Annotated in this window: 26 protein-coding genes and 1 pseudogene; 14 read left to right on the top strand and 13 right to left on the bottom strand. The window is 61.2% G+C overall.

Features of this window, described 5'->3' with window-relative positions:
• Positions 1-3: 3 nt before the first annotated feature.
• On the bottom strand, positions 4-1,176 hold the full coding sequence (locus TK42_RS24770; protein WP_032876322.1) for an MFS transporter: 1,173 nt from the start codon (positions 1,174-1,176) through the stop codon (positions 4-6).
• A 131-nt stretch (positions 1,177-1,307) separates the two neighbouring features.
• On the opposite strand from TK42_RS24770, the gene TK42_RS24765 reads away from it, so the two are divergent.
• Positions 1,308-1,895: a TetR/AcrR family transcriptional regulator gene (locus TK42_RS24765; protein ID WP_103735387.1), complete on the top strand. Its 588-nt coding sequence runs from the start codon at positions 1,308-1,310 to the stop codon at positions 1,893-1,895.
• Here the strand turns inward: TK42_RS24765 and TK42_RS24760 are convergent.
• Both TK42_RS24760 and TK42_RS24755 read right to left on the bottom strand, forming a co-directional pair.
• Positions 1,879-3,234, bottom strand: a complete 1,356-nt coding sequence (locus TK42_RS24760) for an MATE family efflux transporter (protein ID WP_078821098.1) — start codon at positions 3,232-3,234, stop codon at positions 1,879-1,881. The two genes, TK42_RS24765 and TK42_RS24760, sit on opposite strands and share 17 nt — an antisense overlap.
• Before the next feature lie 84 nt (positions 3,235-3,318).
• Positions 3,319-4,167 carry an IclR family transcriptional regulator gene (locus TK42_RS24755; RefSeq protein WP_103735386.1) on the bottom strand — a complete coding sequence of 283 codons (849 nt, stop codon included), beginning with the start codon at positions 4,165-4,167 and terminating at the stop codon, positions 3,319-3,321.
• A gap of 225 nt (positions 4,168-4,392) precedes the next feature.
• On the opposite strand from TK42_RS24755, the gene TK42_RS24750 reads away from it, so the two are divergent.
• From TK42_RS24750 to TK42_RS24720, 7 genes are read left to right on the top strand one after another with little or no spacing between them, the layout of a single operon-like run.
• Entirely contained in the window at positions 4,393-5,421 is a 1,029-nt protein-coding gene (locus TK42_RS24750) for an ABC transporter ATP-binding protein (protein ID WP_032876332.1), read from the top strand.
• Positions 5,418-6,263 (top strand): ABC transporter permease, encoded by an 846-nt coding sequence (locus tag TK42_RS24745; RefSeq protein ID WP_103735385.1) that lies wholly within the window; start codon positions 5,418-5,420, stop codon positions 6,261-6,263. The genes TK42_RS24750 and TK42_RS24745 overlap by 4 nt, the downstream gene beginning before the upstream one ends.
• A 4-nt stretch (positions 6,264-6,267) precedes the next feature.
• Positions 6,268-7,062 (top strand): ABC transporter permease, encoded by a 795-nt coding sequence (locus tag TK42_RS24740; RefSeq protein WP_103735384.1) that lies wholly within the window; start codon positions 6,268-6,270, stop codon positions 7,060-7,062.
• On the top strand, positions 7,062-7,352 hold the full coding sequence (locus tag TK42_RS24735) for a (2Fe-2S)-binding protein (protein WP_005787618.1): 291 nt from the start codon (positions 7,062-7,064) through the stop codon (positions 7,350-7,352). Before TK42_RS24740 ends, TK42_RS24735 begins: the two co-directional genes overlap by 1 nt.
• Entirely contained in the window at positions 7,349-8,692 is a 1,344-nt protein-coding gene (locus tag TK42_RS24730) for an NAD(P)/FAD-dependent oxidoreductase (protein ID WP_103735383.1), read from the top strand. Before TK42_RS24735 ends, TK42_RS24730 begins: the two co-directional genes overlap by 4 nt.
• The gene (locus TK42_RS24725; protein WP_103735382.1) at positions 8,689-9,786 is read left to right on the top strand and encodes an FAD-binding oxidoreductase; all 1,098 of its coding nucleotides are present in this window, start codon (positions 8,689-8,691) and stop codon (positions 9,784-9,786) included. The genes TK42_RS24730 and TK42_RS24725 overlap by 4 nt, the downstream gene beginning before the upstream one ends.
• 14 nt (positions 9,787-9,800) lie before the next feature.
• On the top strand, positions 9,801-10,832 hold the full coding sequence (locus TK42_RS24720; RefSeq protein ID WP_032876340.1) for an ABC transporter substrate-binding protein: 1,032 nt from the start codon (positions 9,801-9,803) through the stop codon (positions 10,830-10,832).
• On the opposite strand, the gene TK42_RS24715 is transcribed toward TK42_RS24720, so the two are convergent.
• Both TK42_RS24715 and TK42_RS24710 read right to left on the bottom strand, forming a co-directional pair.
• On the bottom strand, positions 10,777-11,484 hold the full coding sequence (locus TK42_RS24715) for an isochorismatase family protein (protein WP_256584797.1): 708 nt from the start codon (positions 11,482-11,484) through the stop codon (positions 10,777-10,779). The genes TK42_RS24720 and TK42_RS24715 overlap by 56 nt on opposite strands.
• A gap of 127 nt (positions 11,485-11,611) precedes the next feature.
• Complete coding sequence (locus TK42_RS24710) at positions 11,612-12,385, bottom strand: L-iditol 2-dehydrogenase (protein ID WP_032876342.1); 774 nt, start codon at positions 12,383-12,385, stop codon at positions 11,612-11,614.
• A gap of 242 nt (positions 12,386-12,627) precedes the next feature.
• On the opposite strand from TK42_RS24710, the gene TK42_RS24705 reads away from it, so the two are divergent.
• From TK42_RS24705 to TK42_RS24695, 3 genes are all read left to right on the top strand, one after another.
• Positions 12,628-13,557 carry an AraC family transcriptional regulator gene (locus TK42_RS24705; protein ID WP_103735381.1) on the top strand — a complete coding sequence of 310 codons (930 nt, stop codon included), beginning with the start codon at positions 12,628-12,630 and terminating at the stop codon, positions 13,555-13,557.
• Between the two features lie 161 nt (positions 13,558-13,718).
• On the top strand, positions 13,719-14,669 hold the full coding sequence (locus TK42_RS24700; RefSeq protein ID WP_005787604.1) for a nucleoside-specific channel-forming protein Tsx: 951 nt from the start codon (positions 13,719-13,721) through the stop codon (positions 14,667-14,669).
• Positions 14,670-14,683: 14 nt separating this feature from the next.
• A complete protein-coding gene (locus tag TK42_RS24695; protein ID WP_103735380.1) occupies positions 14,684-15,715 on the top strand; it encodes a purine nucleoside permease in 1,032 nt (343 codons plus the stop codon).
• A gap of 47 nt (positions 15,716-15,762) precedes the next feature.
• On the opposite strand, the gene TK42_RS24690 is transcribed toward TK42_RS24695, so the two are convergent.
• The 6 genes from TK42_RS24690 to TK42_RS24665 all read right to left on the bottom strand — a co-directional run bounded on the left by TK42_RS24690 (position 15,763) and on the right by TK42_RS24665 (position 19,095).
• Positions 15,763-16,722 (bottom strand): zinc-binding alcohol dehydrogenase family protein, encoded by a 960-nt coding sequence (locus TK42_RS24690; protein ID WP_032876348.1) that lies wholly within the window; start codon positions 16,720-16,722, stop codon positions 15,763-15,765.
• 28 nt (positions 16,723-16,750) lie between these two features.
• On the bottom strand, positions 16,751-16,924 hold the full coding sequence (locus tag TK42_RS24685; protein ID WP_005787598.1) for a DUF1427 family protein: 174 nt from the start codon (positions 16,922-16,924) through the stop codon (positions 16,751-16,753).
• Positions 16,925-16,993: 69 nt separating this feature from the next.
• Positions 16,994-17,770, bottom strand: a complete 777-nt coding sequence (locus TK42_RS24680; protein ID WP_103735379.1) for a helix-turn-helix domain-containing protein — start codon at positions 17,768-17,770, stop codon at positions 16,994-16,996.
• A gap of 116 nt (positions 17,771-17,886) precedes the next feature.
• The gene (locus TK42_RS24675) at positions 17,887-18,057 is read right to left on the bottom strand and encodes a metallothionein (RefSeq protein ID WP_032803483.1); all 171 of its coding nucleotides are present in this window, start codon (positions 18,055-18,057) and stop codon (positions 17,887-17,889) included.
• A gap of 89 nt (positions 18,058-18,146) precedes the next feature.
• Positions 18,147-18,602, bottom strand: a complete 456-nt coding sequence (locus TK42_RS24670; protein WP_032876352.1) for a DMT family transporter — start codon at positions 18,600-18,602, stop codon at positions 18,147-18,149.
• Positions 18,603-18,606: 4 nt separating this feature from the next.
• Positions 18,607-19,095, bottom strand: coding sequence for a DMT family transporter (locus tag TK42_RS24665; RefSeq protein WP_078821085.1), 489 nt, complete (start codon positions 19,093-19,095; stop codon positions 18,607-18,609).
• Between the two features lie 117 nt (positions 19,096-19,212).
• Here TK42_RS24665 and TK42_RS24660 point away from each other — a divergent pair, with 117 nt between their 5' ends.
• From TK42_RS24660 to TK42_RS27225, 3 genes and pseudogenes are all read left to right on the top strand, one after another.
• Positions 19,213-20,145 (top strand): LysR family transcriptional regulator, encoded by a 933-nt coding sequence (locus TK42_RS24660; protein ID WP_103735378.1) that lies wholly within the window; start codon positions 19,213-19,215, stop codon positions 20,143-20,145.
• 140 nt (positions 20,146-20,285) lie between these two features.
• Entirely contained in the window at positions 20,286-20,645 is a 360-nt protein-coding gene (locus tag TK42_RS24655; protein WP_248090394.1) for a type II toxin-antitoxin system Phd/YefM family antitoxin, read from the top strand.
• A pseudogene (locus TK42_RS27225) lies at positions 20,642-20,740 on the top strand (PIN domain nuclease); the annotation flags it as partial. The gene TK42_RS24655 and the pseudogene TK42_RS27225, both read left to right, overlap by 4 nt.
• A 47-nt stretch (positions 20,741-20,787) precedes the next feature.
• Here the strand turns inward: TK42_RS27225 and TK42_RS24645 are convergent.
• Both TK42_RS24645 and TK42_RS24640 read right to left on the bottom strand, forming a co-directional pair.
• The gene (locus TK42_RS24645) at positions 20,788-22,110 is read right to left on the bottom strand and encodes an Nramp family divalent metal transporter (protein WP_078821083.1); all 1,323 of its coding nucleotides are present in this window, start codon (positions 22,108-22,110) and stop codon (positions 20,788-20,790) included.
• Positions 22,111-22,151: 41 nt separating this feature from the next.
• Positions 22,152-23,705, bottom strand: a complete 1,554-nt coding sequence (locus TK42_RS24640; RefSeq protein ID WP_103735377.1) for a DUF726 domain-containing protein — start codon at positions 23,703-23,705, stop codon at positions 22,152-22,154.
• Positions 23,706-23,821: the final 116 nt, after the last annotated feature.

Genomic DNA, 23,821 nt, shown 5'->3' with positions numbered 1-23,821 from the left:
CACTCAGCCCAACCGCCGATACCCCAACCATGCGGCCAACAACACCACCGCCCCCGCCGCCAACGCCACCCGGAACCCACTGGCAGCGCCGAAATGATCGATCATCCAACCAGAGCTGGCGGCGCCGATAGCAACGCCGATGCTCAGCCCGGTGATCAACCAGGTCATGCCTTCGGTAAGACGGCTGGGCGCAACGATCTGCTCGACCATGGCCATCGACACGATCAAGGTGGGCGCAAAGAACAGGCCGGAGATAAATATGGCGACGGCCAGGCCGGGGATGTTGCTCACCAGCAACAAGGGCAAGGTAGTCAACGCCGTGGCCACACCGCAGAACAGGAACTGACGCGGCAACGGCGCCTTGAGCTTGAGGGCACCGAAAGCCAGCCCGGCCAGGCACGAACCGATGGCGTACACCGACAGCACAATACTCGCCGCCGCCGGCTGGCCCTGATGCTGGGCGAACGCCACACTGACCACGTCCACCACGCCGACGATCACGCCCATGGCCAGCAGCAAGGTCATCAGAATCAAAACCGCAGGGGAAGCGATCAGCCAGCGGCCATGCGCGCCGTGGTGCTCGTGTATGGGTGGCTCGGTTTGCCGCTGCATTACAAAGGTGGTGACGCCCACCGCTAGTAACAATGCCGCCACCAAAGGGCCGGCTTCGGGGAACAGCACTACGCTCAGGCCCACAGAAATGGGTGGGCCGATAATAAAGCACACCTCATCCAGCACCGACTCCAGAGCAAACGCGGTTTGCAGCCTGGGCTGGCCGCGGTACAACTCGGTCCAGCGCGCCCGCACCATGGCGGACATATTGGGCATGCAGCCGGCCAGCGCAGCAAACAGGAACAGCGTCCAGCTTGGTGCCTGCAAACGCGTACACAGCAACAACATCAATAGCGCCCCGCCGCCGATCAGTGCGGCTATCGGCAGGACCTTGCCCTGCCCGTAGCGGTCCACCCAACGCGACACTTGCGGCGCACAAAACGCCGTGGCCAGGGCAAACACCGCCGCCACCGACCCCGCCAGCCCATAACCGCCATGGACTTGGGCGAGCATGGTGATCAGGCCGATACCGGTCATCGAGATTGGCATGCGCGCCAACATGCCTGCGAGCACAAAAGCTCGGGCGCCTGGGACCTGGAATAATTCGGCGTAAGGGTTTGCCATCCTGCGTAACCTCTTGCTCAAGCCGCGGCCTTGCTATCTGAAACGATCCGGGCAGAATACATACGGTGCGTATGTGATGGATCATGCTTCGCATACGCACCGTATGTCAATCACCAACCGATGAGACTTCCATGAGCCGAGCCCGTGCCGAAATGATCGAAGAGACTCGCGCCCGCCTGATCGCAAGTGCGCGCCGGGCATTCGCCACCCAAGGCTATGCCCATACCTCGATGGATGACTTTACCGCTCAAGCCGGGCTGACGCGCGGTGCGTTGTACCATCACTTTGGTGACAAAAAAGGCTTGCTGGCAGCCGTAGTCGCCCAGCTCGACAGCGAGATGGACGAGCACTTGCAACGCATCAGCGCGCAGGCCATAGAGCCCTGGAGCGGGTTTTGCGAACGCTGCCGAGCTTATCTGCGCATGGCCCAGGATCCGGAAATCCAGCGCATTGTGTTGCAGGATGCGCCAGCGGTGCTGGGGGATACCGGCTCACAACACCACTGCGTTGAGTCGTTGCGCCAACTCTTGGAGGCCCTGATGCAAGCCGGATGGGTGGCGCCGGCACCCAGCCAGGCACTGGCGCAGTTGATCAACGGCAGCCTGGTCAACACGGCGTTGTGGATCGCCCGGGATGCACACCCGAGCGCGCGGCTGGAGGAAGGCTTGCAGGGCCTGGAGGTGTTACTGCGCGGGCTCAGCCTCAAACCAACCGCTTGATCTGCTTATGCCGCCATACCAGCCGGTAATACGCGGTCTGCAATACCAGCATTGCCAGGTAGGTCACCGGGAACGCCATCCACACCCCCTCCAGCCCGAAGTGTGCGTTGAACAGATAAGCCATCGGCAGCTCCACGCAAAGCACGCAGAAAATCGAGATTGCCACCGGCATCAGCACCACGCCGCTGGCGCGCATGATGCCGCCGATCACCGCCTGGAAGCCGAACACCAGGATGCTCCAGAGCATGATGTGCAGCAGGTGTTCGGCTCTGATCCGGGCGCTGTCGTCAGTGATGAACAGCCCCAGCAACCAGTGCGACAACCCATAACCGAGCACAATCAGGCCCCCGGTCAGGCACAGGTTGATCACCAACCCCGTGCGCAGGATCGGCCCGATGCGCTCCAGGCGCCCGGCGCCGATCGCCTGGGCACCGAGGATGGAGGCGGTGATGGCAATCGACAGCGCCGGGAACTGGACGTAGTTGACGATCTGCGTCACCGCGCCATAAGCCGCCGTGGCCTGGGAGCCGTGGCTATTGACCAGGGCCAGGATGACCAATTCCGACAACGACAACACCACCATCTGCAAGCCTGTCGGCAGGCCGATGCGCAGCACTTTACCGAGGATGACGCGGTCCAGGCGTAAAGCCGCGAGCAGCTCGCGATCCGGTGCCATCACATGGTTTTTATGCCGCAGGCGCAGCACCAGGAACAGCATCGCCAAGGCGTTAGCCACCAAACCTGCGTAAACCGCACTCTGGATGCCAAGGGGCGGCAGGCCGATCCAGCCGCGAATCAGCGCTGGCGTGAGCAGCAAGCCCACCAGGGTCGAAACCATTAACGCCAGCAACGGTGAAATCGTATCGCTCACCCCACGCAGCAATTGGGTATAGAGGATGAACACCAGCAACAGCGGCATGATCAACATCATCATCTGGGCATAGCCCACCGCATCGTCGAGCACATCCAGCGGCGTACCCAATGCCTGCAAGGCCGGGCGCGCAAACAGGCTGCCCAGCACCGCGGCAATCAGGCCCACCAGGGCGCCCAACGTCAGGGTGGCGCCGGTAATCACCTTGACCAGCCCCGTCTCCTGGGCACCCCACGCCTGGCCGATCAACACCGAGGCGCCCGCCCCCAGGCCGATCACCAGGGCGATAAAGAAAAACACGATGGGGAACATCCCCGACACCGCCGCCAAAGCCTGGGTGCCGAGCATTTGCCCGACATAGATACCGTTGAGGGTGCCGGAAAAGCTTTGCAGAAAATTGGACAGCACCATCGGTGCCAGAAAGATCAGATAGATCTGCCACAGCGGGCGTTGCAAAGGGGTCAGCATGAAAAATGGGACCTCGAATAACGAAAGCGTCGCAGGGTTATACCGTAAGTGGATCCAATGCTAATGCGTTTTAGCAAAGATCACTCATCCACCAAACGTCTGCGACGGCCTGCGCAACGTAGGGTCGAACGGGTTGATGCGTGGCCCGATTGCTGCAGCTTCGCGCTTGAGCAACTCCACCACCATCGGCAATCGGCTTGGCCCCAGGCGGTCACTGATGGTCGCCACACTCAACGCTGCGACCGCATGCCCCTCGCGGTTGAGGATCGGCACTGCCAACCCCGCCATACCTTCCAGCACCCCGGTGTTGCGTGCCGCGTAGCCCAAATTGCGAACGTTCTCAACTTCGGAGCGCAGCAGCACTTCGTCATACAAATGAAAATCCTTGAGCCGTGGCAGGTTGTAGCGGATGACCGTCTCGCGCTCTTCCTGCGGCAGAAAGGCCAGAATTGCCAGGCTGCCCTGCCCTACCCCCAGGGCTACGCGCCCGCCGATATCACCGGTGAAGGTACGAATCGGGTACGGGCCTTCGCTGCGGTCCAGGCAAATGGCGTCGAAGCCGCTGCGAGCCAGCAGGAACAGCGAATCTCCCAACGATGCACTCAGGCGCAACAGGCTTGGGCGCACCAGATCGCGCAGGTTGCCAGTCTTGCCGGCATTGGCCGCCAACGCAAAGAACTCCAGGCTCAGGCGATAGCGTTTACTGCGCGCATCCTGCTCGACCATGCCTTCATCCATCAGGCTGCGTAGCAAGCGGTGAGTGGTGGGCTGGGAGAGGCCAACTCGGTGGGCGAGCTGGGTGACACGTTCACCTCCCTCGGGCACTTCACCCAGAGCGCGTAGTAAGGCAAACACGCGGGATACGCCACCAGCACCGACTTCCTTGCCGCTACTATTCCGATGAATGGAATCTGTATCACTCGATATCAACATAAATTCTGCTCAGTGAATAAATCTTAAAATAGTAGTCCGCTGAATGAAATTCCATCTTCCGCCCATCCTAGTCTTCGCTCTAATCTGCGTCCACAGGGGCGAAACGAACAACAACTGGCAGCCGACTCAAGATCGAGCGTCAACGCACCGGCAACACTCTTTTCGCATCTGCCCAAAACAAAAAAACGCGCTTCGGCGCGGCGGAATAAAAGGTGGAACGCAGACATGGCATTTCTCCAACTCAACGCCTTGAGTAAACGCTACGGCGCCGTTGATGCAGTAGTTGCCACCGACCTCGCGGTGGAAAAAGGTGAATTCGTTTCCCTGCTTGGTCCTTCGGGCTGCGGCAAGACCACCACCCTGCAAATGATCGCCGGCTTTGTCGAGGTGAGCAGCGGCCAGATCCTGCTCGATGGTCGCGACATCACCCGCGCCAAGCCTGCCAGTCGTGGCCTGGGCGTGGTGTTCCAAAGTTATGCGCTGTTTCCCCATATGAGCGTGCGCGACAACGTCGCCTTCGGCTTGAAGATGCGCAAGGTACCGGCCGCCGAGATCGCAAGCCTTGTCAAGACCGTACTCGAACTGGTGCGTCTGGCCCCCCATGCCGAACGCTACCCTCGGGAACTCTCCGGCGGCCAACGCCAACGCGTCGCGCTGGCCCGTGCATTGGTGATCGAGCCACCGGTTCTGCTGTTGGATGAACCGTTGTCCAACCTTGACGCCAACCTGCGTGAAGAGATGCAGTTCGAGATCCGCCGCATTCAATGTGCGGTGGGCATCACCACCTTAATGGTCACCCATGACCAGGGCGAAGCGCTCTCCATCAGCGATCGCGTGGTCGTGATGCAGGCCGGGCGCGTGACCCAGATCGACGCGCCGTACAAACTCTATGAACACCCGCGCACGCGCTTCATCTCTGACTTTGTCGGCAAGGCCAACCTGCTGGCCGGCGACTACGACGCGCTCGGTGTCCCCCAAGTGCGTCACCAGGGCGGCGCTGGCCAACTGACCCTGAGCCTGCGTCCGGAAAAGATCCAATTGGTACAAGCAGGTTCAGGCCGCGTGCAAGGCCAGGTGCTCGACCGCTACTTTTTCGGCAGCCAATGGCTGTATCGCATCCATACCCCCCTTGGCGAAATTACCGTGGTGCGCGGCAACGATGGCAGCGCACCGCTTTGCAACGGCGCGGCAGTGGGCCTGCAATGGCAAGCGGATTTGCTGCGGGTACTGGCGGCCGATGAGGTGCACCCATGAGTCGCGGCTACCTGCTCTCGTTACCGGCATTGGTGCTGTTTGGCGGGTTACTGATCCTGCCATTGGCCTTGACGCTGGTACTGTCCTTCAACGTGTTCGATTACCAGGTGGGTGTAAAGGCCGATCAGTGGACCCTGGACCACTACCTGGCATTGTTGAGCGATGCCTATTTCTACGAGATCTTCTGGCGCACCTTCTGGATCAGTGCGCTGGTAACGTTGCTGTGCGTGCTGATCGGGGTACCGGAGGCGTACATCCTCAGCCGCATGGGTACGCCGTGGCGGTCGGTCTTCCTGATCCTGATCCTCACACCGCTTCTGATTTCCGTGGTGGTACGCGCGTTTGGCTGGAGCTTGCTGCTCGGCGCCGATGGCCTGGTCAACCAAGTGATCCAGGCCATCGGCGGGCGCCCGGTGAAGCTGCTGTATACGCCGTTCGCCGTGATCATCGCGCTGGTGCACGTGATGCTGCCGTTCATGATCATCCCGGTATGGACCTCCCTGCAAAAGCTCGACCCCTCGGCGGAACAAGCGGCGCTGTCGCTGGGCGCAAGCCAGGCCACGGTGATGCGCAAGATCGTGTTGCCGCAAGTGATGCCCGGCGTGCTGTCCGGCACCTTGATCGTGTTCGGCCTGGCCGCCAGTTCATTCGCAATCCCAGGGCTGCTGGGCGGGCGACGTCTGAAAATGGTCGCCACTGTGGTGTATGACCAATACCTCTCGGAACTCAACTGGCCCATGGGCGCGACTATCGCGGTGGTGCTGCTGTTGGTCAATCTACTGATCATGCTGAGCTGGAACCGAATGGTCGAAGGCCGCTATAAAAAGTCCCTGGGGGTTTAAGCGCATGTCCAGAAACGGTCCTTTGGCCCTCGGTTTCCATGGTTTGGTGGTGCTGTTCATGATGGCGCCGCTGGTGGTGGTTTGCCTGGTGGCGTTCACCCCGGAAAACACCTTGAGCCTGCCCACATCGGGCTTTTCCCTGCGCTGGTTTCGCGCCGTATTCGAACGCGCCGACTTCATCCAGGCCTTCTATAACAGCCTGATCCTGGCGTTTACCGCCGCGTCCCTGGCGACCTTGATCGCGGTACCGGCGGCTTTGGCGATCAGTCGCTATATGTTCCCCGGGCGTAACTTTTTCAGTGCACTGTTTCTGTCGCCGATCATCATCCCGCACCTGGTGCTGGGCGTGGCGATGCTGCGCCTGTTTGCGTTGATGGGCGTTAATGGCAGCTTTACCTGGCTGATGCTGGCGCACGTGGTGATCATCACTCCCTATGTACTGCGCCTGGTGCTGGCGGCAGCGATCGGGATTGATCGCAGTGCCGAGCAGGCCGCCGAATCCCTCGGAGCCGGGCGCTTTACGTTGTTCCGGCAAATCACCTTGCCGATGATTTTGCCTGGGGTGGCCGGTGGTTGGTTGCTGGCGTTCATCAACAGTTTCGATGAGGTGACCCTGTCAATCTTCGTCAGTTCACCTGCCACACAAACCCTGCCGGTGCGCATGTACGTGTATGCCACTGAGTCCATCGATCCAATGATGGCGGCGGTATCGGCGCTGGTGATCGCACTCACCGCAGCGACCATGATTCTGCTCGATCGGGTCTACGGCCTGGACCGTGTACTGGTGGGGAAACATTGATGGCGCTGTTCAAGCGGCTGACCGAAACCCAGCGCCCAGCCCTGGCGTTCACCCTTGATGGGCAGCCGGCCACCGGGCTGCTCGGCGATACCTTGCTGACTGCCATGCTAACCTGCGCCGACCATCTGCGCGGCAGCGATTTCAGCGCCGAACGCCGCGCCGGTTTTTGCCTGATGGGTGCGTGCCAGGATTGTTGGGTACGGCTTGCCGATGGGCGACGCGTACGGGCCTGCTCGACGTTGCTCGAAGAAGGTCACGCGATCAGCCGCGATCCAGGACGGCAGCCATGAAGCCCGTGGCAATTGTAGGCGCAGGCCCAGCGGGCATCGCTGCCGCACGTACGCTGCTCGATCACGGCATAAAACCCTGCTTGATCGATGAGAACCTGCGCGGCGGCGGGCAGATATATCGGCGCCAACCGGCAAACTTCCAGCGCTCGGCCAAACAACTCTACGGCTTTGAAGCGAGCAAGGCGCAGACCGTGCATCGCATCATGGACGAGCTTGCGCCGTTGATCGACTACCGGCCGCAAACCCTGGTATGGAACGCCGAGGACAACCGTCTCGACCTGCTCACCAGCGGTCGCATCGACAGCGTTGAGTATTCGCGCATCATTGTCGCCACCGGCGCCACCGACCGCATCCTGCCGGTGCCGGGCTGGACCTTGCCGGGCGTCTACAGCCTGGGCGCGGCGCAAATCGCCTTGAAGTACCAGGGCTGCGCAATTGGCGAACGCGTAGTGTTTTGTGGTTCCGGACCACTGCTCTATCTCGTCGCTTATCAATATGCCCAGGCGGGCGCCAAGGTGTTGGCCGTGCTCGACAGTGCGCCGTTCAGTGCCCAATGTCGCGCATTACCGGCGCTGCTCAGGCAACCGGCGACCCTGGCAAAGGGTTTGTATTACCGTGCTTGGCTGACGACCCATGGGATTGCCGTGCATCAGGGCGCAACACTGTCGCAGATCGATGGAGAGCAACGGGTCCACGGCATTCGCTGGGGCGAACAGACGCTGGAATGCGATGCGGTGGCCTTCGCGCATGCCCTGCGCAGCGAAACGCAACTAGCGGATTTACTCGGCTGTGACTTTGCCTGGAATAATCTCAACCGCGCCTGGTTGCCGCAGCGGGACTGCGCTGGGCGCAGCAGCGTCGAGGCGGTGTATCTGGCTGGCGATGGCGCAGGGATCATGGGCGCGGATGCGGCGCAGATGGCTGGCGAATATGCGGCTTTGGCGCTGCTGGAGGATGCCGGCATTACGGTCGATCAGCACCGCCAGGATACGCTGCAGAAGCAGTTGGCGAGGATCCAGGGCTTTCGTCAGGGCCTGGAAACCGCGTTCCCTTTCCCCGAACAATGGGCTGTGCAAGCCCCCGACGAACTGATTCTGTGCCGCTGCGAAGAGGTCAGCGTCGGTGAAGTGCGGGCAGTAGTGGATGAGGGTCACTGGGAAATAAATCGGGTCAAAGCCCATTGCCGCATTGGCATGGGCCGCTGCCAGGGACGGATGTGCGGGTTGGCGACGGCGGAAATTGTCGCCCAGCGCAGCGGGCGTGGCATCGAACAAGTCGGACGCCTGCGAGGCCAAGCGCCGATCAAGCCGCTGCCGTTTGGCGTGGAGGGGCAACCATGATCGACGTCATCGTCCTGGGCGGCGGGATCGTCGGCGCTTCGGCAGCTTTGACACTCGCGCGAAAAGGCCAGCGGGTGGCGCTGGTGGAACGGGATTTTTGTGGCTCGCACTCCAGCGGCGTCAATTATGGCGGCGTGCGCCGCCAGGGCCGGCCCTTGCATCAGTTACCGTTGTCCCAGCGCGCCCATCAACTGTGGGCCGACTTGCCAGGCTTGATTGGCATTAGTGGCGAGTACGTGCGCTGCGGGCATTTGAAGCTGGCGCGCAGCCCGGTAGATTTTGCTGCGCTGCATGCGTATGCCGAACAAACCCGTGGCTTCGACCTGGGCTTGCAGCTGTTGGATCGCACTGAGTTGCGCGAGCGTTTCCCCTGGGTGGGCGACGTGGCAGTGGGTGCCTCCTTGTGCCCGGAAGACGGACATGCCAACCCGCGACTAGTGGCCCCTGCCTTCGCCCGTGCCGCCCTACGCCACGGCGCCGAGGTGTACGAGCAAGCCGAAGTGATCGGCATCGAGTACAACAGCCAACAGTTCCAGGTGCACTGTGCCAATGGCTTGCATCTGCAAGCCCCCTGGCTGCTCAACTGCGCCGGTGCCTGGGCCGGCAGTGTCGCTGCACAGTTTGACGAGCCGGTACCGATTACCTCGGCGCACCCGGCGATGCTGGTCACCGAACCACTGCCGGTGGTGATGACTGTCAGTACCGGTGTCGAGGGCGGAGGGATCTATGCGCGGCAAGTCGCCAGGGGCAACTGCATCCTCGGCGGCGGTCGCGGCTTTGCCCTCGGCCCACAGCAAGCCAGGCCAGGCCAGGCCGCGCTGCTGGAAATTCTGCGCAATGCCAGCGAACTCTATCCATTTCTCAAGGGTGCCCAGGCGATCCGGACCTGGAGCGGCACCGAAGGTTACTTGCCCGATCACGAACCGGTGATCGGCCCCAGCAGCACCCAACCTGGCCTGCTCCACGGTTTCGGCTTCGCCGGCGCCGGGTTCCAGCTCGGCCCCGCAGTCGGCGAAGCCCTGGCAGAGATTGTCTGCGCAGGGGCCAGCCGCCAACCCATCGAAGCGTTTTCCATCCGTCGTTTCCAAGCCTGAGAGGAAAAACATCCATGCACTCACGCATCGCTTTATCCTGCTTGTCCCTCGCCTTGCTCACCGGCACCGCCCATGCCGCCCCCACGCTGTATCTGGGCATGAACGGCGGTACCATGGAACGGGTGTACGCCGACAAGGTGCTGCCCGCCTTCGAGAAAGCCAACAACGTCAAGGTGGTGATCGTACCCGGCACCTCCTCGGACATCCTTGCCAAGGTCCAGGCCAACAAGGCCAACCCGCAGATGCACGTCATGTTCCTCGACGACGGCATCATGTACCGCGCGATCTCCATGGGCCTGTGCGACAAGCTCGCGCCAAGCCCGACCCTGGAGCAGATCCCGGCCAAGGCCAGAATCAAGGACGAAGCCGTGGCCGTAACACTGGGCGTCACCGGCCTGGGTTACAACGCCAAGATGTTCAAGGACAAGGGCTGGTCCGCACCCACCTCGTGGATGGACCTGGCCGACCCGCGTTTCAAGGACAAAGTGGTGTTCCAGTCCCTGGCCTCCTCCACCTTTGGCCTGCACGGTTTCCTGATGTTCAACCGCATCCAGGGTGGCGATGAAACCAATGTAGAACCGGGCTTCAAAGCCTGGCCTACGAGCGTCGGCCCCAACGTACTGGAATACATCGCCAGCTCCGCGAAGATCTCCGAGATGGTGCAAACCGACGAAGCCGCACTCTTCCCCCTGACGCCGACCCAGGTCGCCACGCAGAAGCTGTTGGGCATCCCCATGGAATATGCGCAGCCCAAGGAAGGCGCGGTGGTTCTCAACGTGGCCGAATGCGTGATCGCCCGCAATGACCAGCCGGAACTGGCGCAGAAACTCGCAGCGTTCTTGCTGACCGCCGAGGCCCAGGCGCCGGCGCTGGAGGACGGCGACCAGATCCCGTCGAACCCGACGACGCCCACCACCGAAAAGACCCGGGCACGGGTGGAAGCCATGCAGGGTTACTTGCAGACGGCGATTTCAATTGACTGGGACCAGGTTAACCAGGCGAGGCCGGAATGGAATGCGCGGTGGAGTCGCTCGATTGAGCGTTGAGGCTTGAGCGCTGCGCAATCGCGGCCAGTTCATCGCGGGTGCTACTGATGACAGCACCCGCCTTGAGCAACTCATTGACCGCCTGTACCCCCCCCTCCTCGCTGATGCTGCGGCACGCCGGCAGGTGCAGGACCACTTGCAATCCGGCCTTGAGCAACTGCAACACAGTGGTCTTGACGCAGTAGTCCAAAGCCAGGCCGCCGACGATCACACGCACCACCCCTCGGGCCTTGAGGTACTCGATGACGCCGGTGGACAGTTTGTCATGCAGGTCGTGGTAGCAGGCGCCATAAGGGTGCAGGTCGGGTTCGACGCCCTTCCAGACGAAGTAGTCATAGTCATAAGGCGTTGGCAGTTCGTCGAGCAATGTGAAGCCTTCGGTGCCCGGTACGCAGTGGCTGACCCAAGTGACATCGGCGTGGGCAAGGCCGGTGGGTTGCAACATCTCGCTGTGCTGCGCAACCACCCAAGGGGCGTGCGGGGTGTGGGCGTCCTTGCTGCCGATGCGATGACCGGCGAGGCTGGCCATGTAGTTGAGTTCGGCGCCAATGCGGTCGCCACCGACCACCGGCAATTCGTTGGGGCACAAAGGCGTGAAGATTTTCTGCGCGTCGACGTCGAATGAAGCGATGGCGGTTTTCGCAAGGGTCATGGTGATTCTCCGGTGGCAGGCCCCAGGTGACGGAGTGTCAGTCACTTTATAGATGGCTGGCAACACCGCCATGGGTACAAGTCGAATCGTCGCACCGCCCCTCCCATGTTTTTAACGGTGCATGGCTTCAGTTCATCCAGTTGCCGCCATCCACGTTGTAGGTCTGGGCCACCACATAATCGGCTTCCTTCGACGCAAGGAAGATCGCCATTCCAGTCAGATCTTGCGCCGTGCCCATGCGCCCGAACGGTACCTCATCCCCTACCCGCTTTTTCTTCTCGCCAGGTGCCAGCCCCTCATGCCTGGCAAACAGTGCATCAACTGCGTCCCAGTGCTCGCCGTCCACTACGCCCGGAGCGATGGCATTGACGTTGATGCCCTGCTTGATCAGGTTCAACCCCGCCGATTGCGTCAGGCTGATCACCGCCGCCTTGGTCGCACAATAGACGGCTACCAACGGTTCACCCCGCCGTCCGGCCTGGCTGGCCATGTTGATGATCTTGCCGCCATGGCCCTGGCTGATCATCTGCCGGGCCGCGGCTTGTAGCGTGAACAGGGTGCCGGCGACGTTGATCGAGAACAGCCGCTCAAAGCTGTCGCGGGTAATGTCGATAATAGGTGCCAGGTCGAACAGCGCAGCATTGTTGATCAGGATATCCAGCTTGCCGGCATGGGCCACGACCGCGGCGATGGCGGCGTCGATGCAAGCTTGATCGGTGACGTCCATCGCCACGGCGTAAGCCTGGGGGCCCAATTCGGCGGCGGTGGCCTGGGCGCGTTGCAGGTTGATGTCGGCAATGGCAACGGTAGCGCCTTCAGCAATATAGGCCTGGGCGAATGCTCGGCCGATACCCCGCGCCGATCCGGTGATCAACGCGCTTTTACCTTCGAGTCGTTTCATCGCGGTGTCCTGTAAAAATGAGTTCGGGTCGCCGGCACATTGCACCTGTTGTTTTTGTGGGCGTGCCTCGATTACAGCAGCTCGGCCTGGCCCTCACAAACGACTGGCGACTGCGCGGCTGATACTTTTTTAACCTCAAGCCCAGGATCAAAAAAGTACCAGTGCAAGGCAAAACCGGGGTAGCACACTGATTGCCGGTGCGCGTATTTTGAGTCCATTGCACAACGACAAGAGGCAGCACCATGCCCATCAGCCGCGCCAGCCCGTTAGAGCACCGCCCTGCGGAGCTTGAAGTGATCCTGCCCGAACCGGAGCATGGTTTTCGCTGGTTCGAACATGACTATCCCTATGAGCTGGCGCGCTGGAACCACCACCCCGAGTTCGAGATTCACCTGATCCGCCAGGGCAGCGGCAAGCTGGTGGCGGGCGACTATATTGGTGCGTTCAGCGCCGGTCATGTCGCGTTGATCGGTCCTGACCTGCCCCACGACTGGATCGGCGACCTGGCGCCGGGCGAATACCTGAGCGGCCGCGACGTGGTGCTGCAGTTCGACGGCGCCGCCCTCCTCGCCCTACGCACCACCCTGCCTGAGCTCGGCGATCTACAACCGTTGTTTGAACGGGCGCGATGCGGCCTTGAATTCAGCGGCGAAGCAGCAACGAGTGCGGCACGGCTGATGGAGGCCATCGGCAGCGCCCATGGCCTGCAACGCCTGACCCTGTTCCTGCAGCTGCTCGACACCCTGAAGAACGCCTCGCCCACACAGGCCAAGACCCTGGCCAGCCCGTACTACGCACCCACCCTGGATGCGCGCAGTGCCGATCGCATCAACAAAGCCTTTGATTACCTGATGCGCGAACTGACCGGCGACGTGCGCCTATCGGACATTGCGCGGCAATTGGAGATGAGCGAGCCGGGCTTCTCGCGTTTTTTCAAGCGCAACACCGGCCACGGTTTTATCGACCTGATGCGCAAGTTCCGCGTGCAACGTGCCTGCCGGTTGTTGTTGCAAAGCCAGATGTCGGTGGCGGATATCTGCTTTGAAGTGGGCTACGCCAACCTGTCCAATTTCAACCGCCACTTTCGCATCGAAATGCACCAGACGCCGAGCGAATACCGGCGGCAGACTGCACTGCGTGTATTCAATCCCATAGCCAGGATCGCTCGCTGATTTCTGACCAAAGCGTCGGCTAATTCGCATTTTTTCCAAACAGTTCAAGCCATTGACACAAGTTGGTACAGCCTGTGCAAACGTTTGCGGAACGAACTTGGCTGCCAAGTTCAGCCCTACCCGATGAATCGGGCTAAACCGTGTACGAATAAGGACTTTCAATGCATCCCACCTCTAAGCCTCGTGCTTGCCTTGGTGTTTCCCTGCTACTGGCCGCCGTTACGGGAGTACTCAGTGGCCCCATTTTGGCGCAGCAAAAGCCCGTCGATGATTCAGCCCAGGGCGAAACCCTTAGCCCTGAGGCCAGCCCACCGGCGAAAAAAGGCGTTTACCTGTCGGAGTGGTTCAACCAGGACCTGACGCTGATCGGCAGCAAAGACATCAGCTTCGGCCCCAAGCCTCAGGACGATGTCTACCTGGAATACGAATACTTCGGCCGCAAGGGGCCCTTTGAGCTGTATGGCTACATCGACGTGCCGAAGATCCTCACCATCGGTAACAGTAATGACAAAGGTGTGTGGGACCATGGCTCGCCAGTGTTCATGGAGCACGAACCGCGGATTTCCATCGACTACCTCGCAGGACGCAGCCTGGCAATCGGCCCGTTCAAGGAGTGGTATGTGGCCTTCGACTGGATTTACGATCACGGCAGTCATAAGGAAAACCGCGCCAACACCCTGTACAGCGGCCTGGGCACCGATATCGACACCCACTCGCGGGTCAACCTGTCGGCTAACTTTTATGGCCGTTACCAGTGGGAAAACTACGGCGCCAGCAATGAATATTCCTGGGATGGCTACCGCGCGCAGATGAAGTACATCGTGCCCATCGGCAAGTTCGACAACGGTGCTTCGCTGACCTATATCGGCTTTACCAACTACGACTTCGGCTCGGACCTGCACAAGGACAACCCGGCGCGCACCGCCAATTCCCTGGTGGCTACCAACGTGTTGCTGTACGCGTTCACCCACCTGCGCTTTACCCTGGTGGGTCGCTACTTTCACAACGGTGGCAACTGGGAAGACGGCAGCGAGTTGAATTTCGGCGAAGGCAACTTCCGCGCCCGCTCTGATGGCTGGGGTTACTACGCCGGCGTGGGTTACCAATTCTGATCAAGGAGCTGTACATGAACGCACTGACTCGTATCTCGCTGGCCGTCGGCCTCGCTCTGCTGCCCCACGTAGTGCTGGCGGATAACCCCGCACCGATCAAGCCCAAGGTGATGTTGATCACCATGTTCGCCCCCGAGGCGCAAACCTGGATCGACCGCCTGGAACTCAAGCAGGAAGTACGCGTGCCGGGGCTGTCTGCCGAGTACCCAGTGATTCGCTGCAACACCCAGGACGTGTGCCTGCTGGTAACCGGCATGGGCCAGACCAACGCCGCTGCGTCGACCCTGGCCCTGGCCTTGTCGCCCAAATTCGACCTGCGCCAGAGCTATTTCCTGATCGCCGGTATCGCCGGTATCAGCCCCAAGCACGGCACCATCGGCACCGCCGCCTGGGCCCATTACCTGGTGGAGTTCGGCACCCAGTGGGAGCTGGATTCACGGGATGCGCCCAAGGACTGGCCGACCGGTTATATCGGCATCAACACCAAGGGGCCCAACGAAAAGCCACCGCTGGACTACAAGACCGAAGTATTCGAGCTCAACCCCAAGCTGCAAGCCAAGGCGTTTGCCTTGTCGCACACGGTGGAGCTGACCGAGAGCAAAGAATCCGCCGCCTGGCGCAAGCACTATCCCGACGCCCCGGCCAATCAGCCGCCGCAAGTCACGCGCTGCGATACCCTGGCGGGCAACACTTGGTTTTCCGGCACTCGCCTGAGCGAACGCGCCGAAGTCTGGACCAAGTTGCTCACCGACAATAAAGGCGAATACTGCACCACCCAGCAGGAGGACAACTCCACTTATGAAGCCCTGCTGCGCGCCAGCCGTGAGGGCCTGGTGGATATCCAGCGCCTGGCCGTGGTGCGCGCAGGCTCCGATTTTGACCGGCCTTATCCGGGTTACAGCGAGGTCGACAACTTGCTCAAGTATGCGGACCAGGGCGGCTTTGTACCGGCACTGGAAAACCTGTACCGCACGGGCAACCCGCTGGTGCAGGCGATTGTGAAGCAGTGGTCGGCGTGGGAAAAAGGCGTACCCGAGGCCGAGTAAAGATCTGAAGTGGGAGGGGCTTACCCCCTCCCACATTTGAGGCGATGTCACGGCAGCAGGATGAATTTGTCCGGGCTGCCGCTGTTCACTTGCTCATAACACTCAACTCCATCAGCCAACGCCACTTCGCGCAGGCCGGTGGGCAACGGCAACAACCCCTCATCAAAGAACCGCCCGAACGCCCCTAACATCACCGCACATTGCTCACAGCTATAGAGCAAAGAGTTGACGCCTACCACCGTCCCCCCCTTGCGATACAGCGCCAGAGCCGGCAGTTGCACGTGGCCGTCGACCGGCGCGGCAATGATTGCGATACGGCCGAAAGGCGCCAACCCCGCCACTGCAGCGGGCAGCCAGAAACCGCTGGTATCGAAGATCACCTCGGCGCCGCCCTTGAACACGGCGTGCACTTGTACGCCCAGTTCCTGCGGTTGGCCCAGGGCAATCGCCTCCACGCCTTGCGCCTGTAAGACATCCACCTGATCAGGGCGACGCACCGCTGCCAGCACCTGCGCACCACGAAGCTTCGCCAGTGCCAACGCCGCGCTGCCAACAGCACCATTGGCGCCGATCACCAGCAACCGCGTGCCCTTGCCCACACCACTGCGTTCCAGCGCATCCCAGGCCGTGGTATACGGCACGCCAAGGCTCGCGGCCTGGGTGAAGCTCAAGTGACCGGGCTTGGGCACCACGCCTGTGGCCAATACCCGAAGGTATTGGGCATGGGAGCCGTCAGCAAAAAAGCCCAGGTCGCGACCGGTGCCCCAGACTTCCTGACCGAGCAAGGCTGGCGGACCTTCGACCACCACCCCGGCAAAATCACGCCCGGGAATGCGCGGCAGCGTGGTGTAGGGAAACCGGCCGAGTACGTTTTTCACATCGCTGGGGTTCAGACCGGCGGCTTTGACCTGGACCAGCACTTCATCGGCAGACGGTACGGGCGTGGCAACATCGACCAGGCGCAGGTCGGCGAGGTCGCCACTGGCGCTAAATTGTAGTGCTTTCATTAAAGGCATCCGTCGAAGAAGAAAAGGATCAGGACAACCAACCGCTGACCAACTGCCGCCCCATGGGCCACAACTGTTCGCCGAGCAGCATGCCCATCAGCCCCACCAGAGCAATGGCCGGCGGTGCGGGCGAACGGAAGCCCAGCGCGCCGTAGATCACGCCGACAAACAGGCCGATGGCCAGGGAAATCAGATAGTTCATGGAGGCTAGACCCAGTTGATTGATGGGCTCAGCTTAAAGCGCGCCTGAGGTCGGCATCGGCCAAGTGCTTCAGGATTTCGGCCAACCCGCGTACTGCGAAGGCGATACACCCAGTTCACGGCGGAACATGTCGCTGAAACTGCTGGGCGAATACCCCAGGGCACGAGCAATGCCGCTCACCGACCGGCCCTGGATCAGTTCCGCCGCCGCCGTCGCCAACTGCACTTGGCGCCGCCACTGCGCGAAGCCCATGCCCAGGTGGTTCTGGAACAACCGCGCCAGGGTGCGCACGCTGGCACCGACAGTTTCGGCGTGCTGCTCGAAAGGGATGTCCAGGGACGGCGCAGCCATGACCGCCCGGCATACACTGCTTAGCCGACGATCAGTCGCCACCGGCATGACGATACGGATTTGCGAGCGGCGTGCCCGTTGCAGCTCCAACAGGGCCAGGCCAACGAGCGCCTCGTAGTAGCCGGCATCGGCGTGATCGACCTGCTCCACTAACGTCACGATCAATTCACGCAATAACCGGCCCACCTCAATCACCTGCACCTGACTGTCCAGCGTCGCCGCCAACGCCGGGCGCAGGTAGATGTTGCGCATCTGCAAGTCGGAGACAACACGGATGCCGTGTTCGACTCCCGGCGGCAACCACACGGCGCGCTGCGGCGCAACTATCAGGGCTTCACGGGGCGTCTCGACCCACATCACGCCGCTCATCGCATAGAGCAACTGGCCCCAATCATGGCGATGGGGCTCCACATACAACCCACGCGGGTATGTGCGTGCCAGGGGCTGCACTGGGACGGCTTGATCACTGAGGTCGGGGGGCGCGGCCAGGGCCATGGCGGGTATATGTCAATCAAGGGAAAGGCGACCATGGTAAAGACTGGCCGCCGACAAGCGAACTGTTTTTACTCACCCGGCAGGCCCGGGTTGTCCGAGCCTGCAGGTAGATCACGTCAGGTGCGGGCCGACTTGGCGCACTCACAGCCGGTCGCGGCGGCGCAGGGCTCACCGTGGGCATGGTGCTCGGCACAGCCTTGGCAGCAATAACCCTTACCGTCCTTCATGATCGCATCGGCACCCAGTACGCATTTGCAGTGTGGGCAAGCACAGGTTTTATCTGGCATGGTCAGACTCCTTCTTCATGGTCGTCCCGGTGCAGCGAACGCCACACCTTAAGCAGTGACTCCACGCAGAGCGCCAAGGTTCAGCGCCGTCAGTCGGCCGCCCGGGTATTGCTGCGGTACATGAACACCAGTGCCAGCGCCAGGCACAGCATCGCCACGATGCGGCTGCCCGACAATTCGATCGCCGGGTTGCCCAGCCAGCCAAAGTTGTCGATCAGCATGCCCATGCCCAACTGCCCGACAATCACCGCCACCGTGGCGACCGCCGTGCCAACCACAGGCACCGCGCCGACCATCACCAGCATGTACACCACGCCGAACAAGGCGCCGGTCAATTGCCATTTCGGCACATCCAGCAGGCTGACGGCCTGGGCCGGCTCGAAGAAAAATATCAACAACGCCGTGGTGAGCGCACCGACGGCAAAGGTCAGCAGGCTGCTGCGCAATACGCCTACCGTCTGGCCCAGGCGCCCATTGATCGCGGCCTGCACACTCAACACCGCCCCTGCCGCAATCACCACCACCAATAACAGAATCAGATTCATCGTCTTACCCTCGTGCAATCAGGACCAATGCCGCCACAATCAACGCCAGCGCAATCCAGCGTTCGCCATTGACGCGCTTGCGCGCCGTGCCGAACCAACCGAAGTGGTCGATCAATACACTCTTGCCCACCTGGCCGGACAGGATCGCAATCATGGTCATCGCGATACCGATATGGGGCGTGGCCAGCGTCAACACCACCACGTACATCGGCCCCAGGAACCCGCCAATCAACTGCCAGCGCGGCAGTTCGGTGAACGCCGGGCCCTTCTGCGGGCCGCTGAACAGCAGCAGTAGAAGGAGAATCGCGGTGCCGACGCCAAAGATGCTCAAAGTCGCCCACAAATGCCCGACCTGCGCGCCCAGTGGCCCGAGCAGGCCAGCCTCCACCGACAGGCCCATGCCCGCCAGGATCACCAACGGCAACAACAGCAACCGCAGAAAATTTTTGTTAGGTCTGGCCTGCGCCACACCTTCGATAGAACGTGCCTGCATAGATCACCTGCGCATCGACAAAGAAAACATGGCGCGCATTATCCGGTGGCCGTCCTGTGCGATAAATGGGAGCATGCAAACAACACCTTTGCGCAACACGCACAGCCAGGAGAGATGATGCAGGGTTTGAATGAGCTGAGTTTCAAGGCGCTGCGCCTGTTCGTCGCCGTGCTCGACCATGGCAGTTTTTCCGAAGTGGCCCGCCGAGAAAGCCTGGCACCCTCCTCCATTTCGCGGCAGATTCAACTGATGGAACAGGCCCTCGGCCAGCAATTGCTGTACCGCCACACCCGCGCCGTAAGCCCCACCGAAGCCGGGCGCCTGCTGGGGCGTCACGCGCGGCTGGTATTGGAGCAGCTGGAAACGGCGAACCAAGCCCTGCAGGAACAAGACAGTGAGCCCAGCGGGCTGGTGCGTATCAACGCGCCGATGGTATTCGGCCAGCGCCATCTTTCACCGTGGTTGGGGCAACTGTGCCGGCGCTACCCGAAGCTGCAACTGGATATCCAGCAAACCGATACCTTCGTCGACCCACTGCAAGACGGCACCGACCTGCTGTTTCGCATTGGCGTGCTCAATGATTCGGGTATGCAGGCACGCATCTTCGCGCCCCAGCGCTTTCGCATCGCCGCCAGCCCCGCCTACCTGGCGCAACACGGCACGCCGCGCCACCCCGACGAACTGGTCGACCACCACTGCCTGGCCTACAAAGGCATCACGGGCCAGCAACGCTGGTTCTTCCGGCGCGGCCAAAGTGACTGGACCTCCTACAGCGTCAAGGGCCCGATTACCGGCAACCACGCCGACACCCTGACCCACGCCGCCGAACAGGGCCTGGGCCTGGTGGTGTTTCCGTCCTGGCTGATTGGCGAAAGCCTGCGCGCCGGCAGTTTGCAGGCTGTGCTGACTGAATATGAAGTGGCGACCACCCTGGAGCCCCAGCAGATTGCCGCACTGTGGCCGGGCAGCCGGAGATTGTCGTTGAAAGTGCGTACGGTGATCGACTATTTCGTGGAGTGTTTTGGGACGGTGCCGTATTGGGATCGGTAAGTGAAGCCGCCCTTGTTGATGGTGCCACCGAGGGAAAATTCCTCGGAAGAAAAGTAGGCCCGTTCTGATTTTACGCGCCAGTATTTCTGGATACCGATCGCTGGGGCAGACTTTGGTTTGTGCTTTCTTGGAGATATGCCATGGATGTCGTGTATTACAAACCATCACGCGCGGAACGAGCAGCTTTGGCCGGTGGTCGAGCCGTCTTTGATAGCTCACGTAGTTTTGGCTATATTTGGCCAAAACACGGGGAAGACAACATGATTACCGTTCCTCTGGGTGAGGCAAAAAACAACCTGTCCAAATTGGTCGACGATGCCGCCGCCGGTAAAATCATCACCATTGCCAAGCATGGGCGCGCAATGGCACAGCTGGTGCCCGTGGGTAAATCCAACGGACAGCGGATTGGCGCAATGAAGGGAAAGCTGGTCATCCCTGAAGATTTCGACGCGCCACTACCTAGCGATTTACTGGATGCATTCGAGGGCAACCACTCGTGAGACTGTTGCTGGATACCCATATTCTGCTGTGGGCGCTCAACGATGACCCCAGACTATCCGGCAAAGCTCACAAGCTGATTGAAAATGCCGCAGACTCATTGGCAATGTTGGTGTAGGCCTGTATTCCAGCGGCCCTATATCATCAATCCAACAACCACTGCCCAATCAACCACGCATTCGCCCCACTGATCACCGCGAACAGGAACCACGCCAACAGCCGCGTGGGCAATCGATTGACGAACGGCCCCATCAACTGCTTGTCCCCGGTCATGCGAATCAGTGGATACAGCGCGAACGGCAACTGCAGGCTGAGTACCACCTGGCTGAGAATCAGCAGCTTGCCGATGGCATCGTCGCCCATCAGCCATACCCCAAGGAACGCCGGGATCAACGCCAGTCCGCGAGTGATCAGGCGGCGTTGCCAGCAGGGTATGCGCAGGTTCAGGTAGCCCTCCATGATCACTTGCCCGGCAATGGTGCCGGTAAAGGTCGAACTCTGCCCAGACGCCAGCAACGCGATACCGAACAGGATGCTGGCGAAGGCGCCACCTACCAGTGGGTCGAGCAGATGATAGGCGTCCTGGATTTCCACCACATCGGTATGGCCCGTCTTGTAGAACGCCGCAGCGGCCAGCACCAGGATCGCTGCGTTGACCAACAGTGCCAGAGCCAGGGAACCGATGGTGTCGATACGCGCCAGCTTGACCGCGTCCTGCTTGCTCGCCAGGTCCTTGCCGATCAGGCGCGTCTGCACGATGGAGGTGTGCAGGTAGAGGTTATGGGGCATGACCGTGGCGCCAAGGATGCCGATCGCCAGGTACAACGGCGCCGCGTCGCTGATCGCCGACAGTGAAGGCGTGAAACCGCTGAGCACGTCCGGCCAGTAGGGTTTGATCAGCACCAGTTCGATAAAGAAGCACACGCCGATGGTCGCCACCAGCGCCAGCATGATCGCTTCAAGGCGGCGGAAACCGCGGTTTTGCAGGGCCAGGATCAACAGCGTGTCGAAGGCAGTGATGACAATGCCGGTGGTCAGCGACACGCCAAGCAGCAGGTGAAACGCCAGGGCGCAACCGAGCACTTCGGCAAGATCGGTGGCGATGATGGAGATTTCCGCCAGCAGCCACTGGGTACGTGAGGAGCGCTTGCTGTAACGCTCGCGGCACAGCTGCGCCAGGTCCTTGCCAGTGGCGATGCCCAGCCGTGAGCACAGGCACTGCACCGCCATCCCCGCAAGGCTGGCCAGCAGCACCACAAATAACAGGCTGTAGCCGTAGCGTGAACCGGCTTCAATGGCGGTCGCCCAATTGCCCGGGTCCATGTAGCCAATGGAGATCAACAAGCCGGGGCCGGCGAACATCAACATGCGTTTGAAAAACGAAGCCTTGGGGTCAACGGCAACAGAGCCGGCCACTTCCGGCGGGCAGAACGGAGCAGTAGCGATTTTCGGCAGGTTGAATTTCACGCGCAATTCCAGACAATACACTAGACTTGGGCAGCAGCTTATCAGTCGGACGCGACTGTGCGCATCACCGTATCTCGCGGCAAATCAAAGGCCTCTACCACTTGCACAACCAGGTCCAGCTCCTGGTTCAGCGCCTCGCGCTCCATGCGCTGACGAATCACACCAACCACCAATACCGCCAAGGTGGTGATCGAATAAGCCGGGCCGGAAAACGCTCGCACGCCGCTGACCAGCAACATCGCCGCAGCCAGCGCCTGGCCCACCACCGGAATCGCCGTGGCTGCACCCCGACGCAGGATAAACCCGGTCAGCCCGGCCAGCGCGGTGCCGCTCAAGGCTGTGGTGGCCGAGCGGCCCACATCGAAGCGCGTGAACAGCCCCTGCTCTTTTTGCGCCGCAGCCTTGAGTTCGGCGTCGAACGCCTGACGGTCGGTGCGGCTGAGTTTGTCCTTGTACTGCTCGATCAGTTTTTCAGCGACCTGCGCTTCGATATCCGCCAGCGCCACGCTTTGAAGTGGCTCGTCGAACTTGATGCCCAGGCGTTGCGCCACCTCCTCGGCAATCTGGCGATAGCTCACCCCGTGACCACGGGCCAGGTTCATGAAGCTGTCACCGCCCATGCGCTGCAACTCGATGGCCAGTTTCAGCGGTTCACGCACACTGGCGTCGATCGAGGCACTGCGCTTTTGCGCCATCAGCTCGGCGAGGAACTTCAGCTCTTCAGGACGCGCCTGCACCAGCACCGGAAACAGCTCTGCATCTTCTTCGGCAAAGCGCACTTCGCTGCTGCGCAGGTCGGCGCGGATCAGGCCACGGCGCTCCTGCAGCAAGTCGGTGTACTGCACCACCGTCTTCAATTGCGGCCAATAAGCGGCATGATCGAAGCTGGCCAGATGCACATTGGTGACCTTGGTCTTGAGTGCAGGCGTAACGTCAATCGCATAACGGCCGATGCAGCGCTCGCTATCCGGCTTCAAGGCCAGCGCCCAGTCCTTGCTGGAATAGCAGTTGATCAGCCGGCCCTTGAGCGGCGCCGACACGTCATCCCAAGGGCTTGACGTACAGATCGCCCCGCCCATCAGCAACAGGTTATTCAACGGCAGCTCGCGGGCGATATCGGGGCTGGCCAACAGACTCTTGACCAGAATACGTGCGCCCAGGGAATGACCGATCAGGTTGATGCGCCGCACCGGCAGCGCCTCGTCGTGCAGGTAGCCGGCCAGTTCAGGCAACAAGGTCCTGGCCACTTCATCGACCCGCGCCTCGACACTTTTGTAATGGTCAAGAAAATAGGCAATCGCCCTACCGACGCCCACCGTCGCTGCGCCCAGGCCACCACCGCCAAGCATCGAAGCGATCACATCCTTGAACGGCGCGAACAAGTTTTCCAGAAAGTGCCCCGCCGGCCAGAACAGCATCAGGTTGGTCGAGCCTTCGATACCCGCCAGTTGTGCCTTGAAATTGCTCAGTTGCTGGCGGTTGAAGAAGGCCGAATAACCGTGAACATAGAGATTGAGCACATCCCCCTGGGGCTCGCCACATAGAACGAATGTGGGCTTGCGGGTGCGGTGCATTTCATCCCACTGGTGTTGCATGGGCCGGTGACTCCTGTTGGCAAGGGATGGCGATAGTAACAAACAGTGCCCGCAAGGAAGGTGAATCCTGACGGGCGTTAGCCACGTTCAGGACAACGGGAATAACCCGAGTCGAG

Origin of the sequence: Pseudomonas sp. GZJR-8 (genome assembly GCF_002916705.1) — a bacterium.
GTDB lineage: Bacteria > Pseudomonadota > Gammaproteobacteria > Pseudomonadales > Pseudomonadaceae > Aquipseudomonas > Aquipseudomonas synxantha_A.
Note: the sequence above shows the minus strand (reverse complement) of the source record. Positions and strands in the feature narration are given on the sequence as shown.

Excerpts from the sequence above, each read along its gene's own strand:
- TK42_RS24670 (WP_032876352.1), bottom strand. The coding sequence starts at position 18,602 with ATGAATCTGATTCTGTTATTGGTGGTGGTGATTGCGGCAGGGGCGGTG.
- TK42_RS24715 (WP_256584797.1), bottom strand. The coding sequence starts at position 11,484 with ATGACCCTTGCGAAAACCGCCATCGCTTCATTCGACGTCGACGCGCAG.
- TK42_RS24675 (WP_032803483.1), bottom strand. The coding sequence starts at position 18,057 with ATGCCAGATAAAACCTGTGCTTGCCCACACTGCAAATGCGTACTGGGT.
- TK42_RS24695 (WP_103735380.1), top strand. The coding sequence starts at position 14,684 with ATGAACGCACTGACTCGTATCTCGCTGGCCGTCGGCCTCGCTCTGCTG.
- TK42_RS24680 (WP_103735379.1), bottom strand. The coding sequence starts at position 17,770 with ATGGCCCTGGCCGCGCCCCCCGACCTCAGTGATCAAGCCGTCCCAGTG.
- TK42_RS24640 (WP_103735377.1), bottom strand. The coding sequence starts at position 23,705 with ATGCAACACCAGTGGGATGAAATGCACCGCACCCGCAAGCCCACATTC.
- TK42_RS24735 (WP_005787618.1), top strand. The coding sequence starts at position 7,062 with ATGGCGCTGTTCAAGCGGCTGACCGAAACCCAGCGCCCAGCCCTGGCG.
- TK42_RS24730 (WP_103735383.1), top strand. The coding sequence starts at position 7,349 with ATGAAGCCCGTGGCAATTGTAGGCGCAGGCCCAGCGGGCATCGCTGCC.
- TK42_RS24750 (WP_032876332.1), top strand. The coding sequence starts at position 4,393 with ATGGCATTTCTCCAACTCAACGCCTTGAGTAAACGCTACGGCGCCGTT.
- TK42_RS24725 (WP_103735382.1), top strand. The coding sequence starts at position 8,689 with ATGATCGACGTCATCGTCCTGGGCGGCGGGATCGTCGGCGCTTCGGCA.
- TK42_RS24740 (WP_103735384.1), top strand. The coding sequence starts at position 6,268 with ATGTCCAGAAACGGTCCTTTGGCCCTCGGTTTCCATGGTTTGGTGGTG.
- TK42_RS24720 (WP_032876340.1), top strand. The coding sequence starts at position 9,801 with ATGCACTCACGCATCGCTTTATCCTGCTTGTCCCTCGCCTTGCTCACC.
- TK42_RS24755 (WP_103735386.1), bottom strand. The coding sequence starts at position 4,167 with ATGTTGATATCGAGTGATACAGATTCCATTCATCGGAATAGTAGCGGC.
- TK42_RS24705 (WP_103735381.1), top strand. The coding sequence starts at position 12,628 with ATGCCCATCAGCCGCGCCAGCCCGTTAGAGCACCGCCCTGCGGAGCTT.
- TK42_RS24690 (WP_032876348.1), bottom strand. The coding sequence starts at position 16,722 with ATGAAAGCACTACAATTTAGCGCCAGTGGCGACCTCGCCGACCTGCGC.
- TK42_RS24710 (WP_032876342.1), bottom strand. The coding sequence starts at position 12,385 with ATGAAACGACTCGAAGGTAAAAGCGCGTTGATCACCGGATCGGCGCGG.
- TK42_RS24760 (WP_078821098.1), bottom strand. The coding sequence starts at position 3,234 with ATGCTGACCCCTTTGCAACGCCCGCTGTGGCAGATCTATCTGATCTTT.
- TK42_RS24665 (WP_078821085.1), bottom strand. The coding sequence starts at position 19,095 with ATGCAGGCACGTTCTATCGAAGGTGTGGCGCAGGCCAGACCTAACAAA.
- TK42_RS24765 (WP_103735387.1), top strand. The coding sequence starts at position 1,308 with ATGAGCCGAGCCCGTGCCGAAATGATCGAAGAGACTCGCGCCCGCCTG.
- TK42_RS24700 (WP_005787604.1), top strand. The coding sequence starts at position 13,719 with ATGCATCCCACCTCTAAGCCTCGTGCTTGCCTTGGTGTTTCCCTGCTA.
- TK42_RS24745 (WP_103735385.1), top strand. The coding sequence starts at position 5,418 with ATGAGTCGCGGCTACCTGCTCTCGTTACCGGCATTGGTGCTGTTTGGC.
- TK42_RS24770 (WP_032876322.1), bottom strand. The coding sequence starts at position 1,176 with ATGGCAAACCCTTACGCCGAATTATTCCAGGTCCCAGGCGCCCGAGCT.
- TK42_RS24660 (WP_103735378.1), top strand. The coding sequence starts at position 19,213 with ATGCAGGGTTTGAATGAGCTGAGTTTCAAGGCGCTGCGCCTGTTCGTC.
- TK42_RS24685 (WP_005787598.1), bottom strand. The coding sequence starts at position 16,924 with ATGAACTATCTGATTTCCCTGGCCATCGGCCTGTTTGTCGGCGTGATC.
- TK42_RS24655 (WP_248090394.1), top strand. The coding sequence starts at position 20,286 with ATGGATGTCGTGTATTACAAACCATCACGCGCGGAACGAGCAGCTTTG.